This window comes from Streptomyces sp. NPDC004647 (assembly GCF_040609575.1).
Lineage (GTDB): Bacteria > Actinomycetota > Actinomycetes > Streptomycetales > Streptomycetaceae > Streptomyces.
The window spans coordinates 1-1958 of the sequence record NZ_JBEXKU010000199.1 but is presented as its reverse complement, the minus strand read 5'-3'; the positions used below and the strand labels follow the sequence as shown (position 1 = coordinate 1958).

The 1958-nt window shown below is 62.7% G+C and carries 1 protein-coding gene; it reads left to right on the top strand.

The features are described from left to right. The first annotated feature begins 535 nt into the window (after positions 1 to 535). Positions 536 to 1786 (top strand): group II intron reverse transcriptase/maturase, encoded by a 1251-nt coding sequence (ltrA, locus tag ABZW18_RS34650; protein WP_356195475.1) that lies wholly within the window; start codon positions 536 to 538, stop codon positions 1784 to 1786. Positions 1787 to 1958 lie beyond the last annotated feature (172 nt).

Genomic DNA, 1958 nt, shown 5'->3' with positions numbered 1-1958 from the left:
AAGAGCCGTGTAACGGGAGACTGTTACGCACGGATTCTGTGAGAGCCGGGGGGTGTGATTCCCCCCGGCTACTCGGCAGACCGTCGTGGTGAGCGTTGAGGAAAAGGCGTCCAAGAGGCGTCAGGTGGGGACCGGAAAGGCGAGCGAAAGCGAACCGCTGACGAAGTGTCGAAACAAGTAGCTGACATCAAAACCGGGGCGGTTAAAGGGCGCCGGGATGAGCCTGGCGGGGTCCCGTCTATTGGCCAGGCGGTGTCCGGCATTGAGGCGGCGCGAGTCCGGTCTGCGGCTTCTGCATGGAACGTGGGAAGGCGAGTGCTGAACGGCCAACTCTGCCTCAGAGAGGCGAGTTGGCGAGAGGGAGCGCGCTGGGCGGCGGAAACCGTGAGGCGTTGAGTACCGATGCGGCACGCGCTGGCGGACCGGCTCGTAGTAGCGGTGAAGCTCCGGTAATCGGGGTGGAGCGAAGGGGCCGGCTCATTGATGATCTGTTCGCGCGAACAACCGGGAATACCCCGGGAGGAAGCGGGTGAGCATGTCAGGACCGGCGGACAAGCCGTTCGCCATTTCGAAGCGGCTGGTGTGGGAGGCATACGAAAGAGTCAAGGCCAACAAGGGTGCGGCCGGGGTAGACGAGTGCTCGATCGAGGACTTCGAGAAGGGCTTGCGGGGAAACCTGTACAAGATCTGGAACCGGATGTCCTCGGGGACGTACTTTCCGCCACCGGTGAAGGCAGTGGAGATCCCCAAACCCGGAGGAACGAGAGTTCTCGGGGTGCCCACTGTGGCCGACCGAATAGCTCAGACGGTGGTCGCTCTGGCGCTAGAGTCCCGGACGGAGTCGATCTTCCACGACGACTCCTACGGGTATCGGCCCAGGCGGTCGGCGTTGCAGGCTGTCGAGCGGTGTCGACAGCGGTGCTGGAAGAAGGACTGGGTCCTGGACCTCGATGTCCAGAAGTTCTTCGACTCCGTGGATCACGCTCTCATGGTCAAGGCCGTGGAGGCGAACACTAACCAGCGTTGGGTAGTGCTGTACGTGAAGCGGTGGCTCGTTGCGCCGCTTCAACTGCCTGACGGAACCCTTCAAAAGCGAGACCGGGGGACTCCTCAGGGGTCTGCGGTCTCGCCCGTGCTCGCCAACCTCTTCATGCACTATGCCTTCGATATGTTCCTCGCACGGGAATTCCCGTCGGTGGACTTCGAACGCTATGCGGATGATGCGGTGGTGCACTGTGTGACCGAGCGACAGGCCCGGCAAGTGTGGGCGGCGCTCGAAGCGAGGATGGAGGAAGTCGGGCTGCGGCTGCATCCCGACAAGACCAAGCTCGTTTACTGCAAGGACAACAGACGGCGAGGCTCTGCTGAGCACACGTCGTTCAAGTTCCTTGGGTATACGTTCGCCCCCCGGAAGGCCCGGTATCCGGACGGCAAAGCATTCACGTCGTTCCTGCCCGCGGTCAGTTCAGAGGCCCTCAAAGCCATGGGCCAGCAGGTCCGCGAATGGCGGATTCACCGGCGCACCAGACTCGAACTCATCGAGCTCGCCGACTGGATCAATCCGATCGTGTCGGGCTGGATGACGTACTACGGCCGGTTCTACCGGTCGCAGTTGTATCCCTTCCTGCGACGCATCAACACCTACCTGATGCGATGGGCGCGGAAGAAGTACAAACGGCTGCGGGGCTACAAACGCTTCCGTGCATGGTGGACGGGGCTCGTGCAACGAGCACCGGGACTCTTCAAGCACTGGGCGTGGGACCGCGAGTTCGTGTGGGCTCGATGAGAAGAGCGGAGTGACGGGAGACTGTCACGCTCCGTTCCGTGGGAGCCCGGGGGTGAGACTCCCCCGGGCCACCCGACCCTCACGTCGCTGCGGAGTGCTTGCCGGTGGGGAAATTGCGGTGCGTGCTGGCACCACGCTGGTCAGACTCGCTGACATGACTGAGAAGATCACC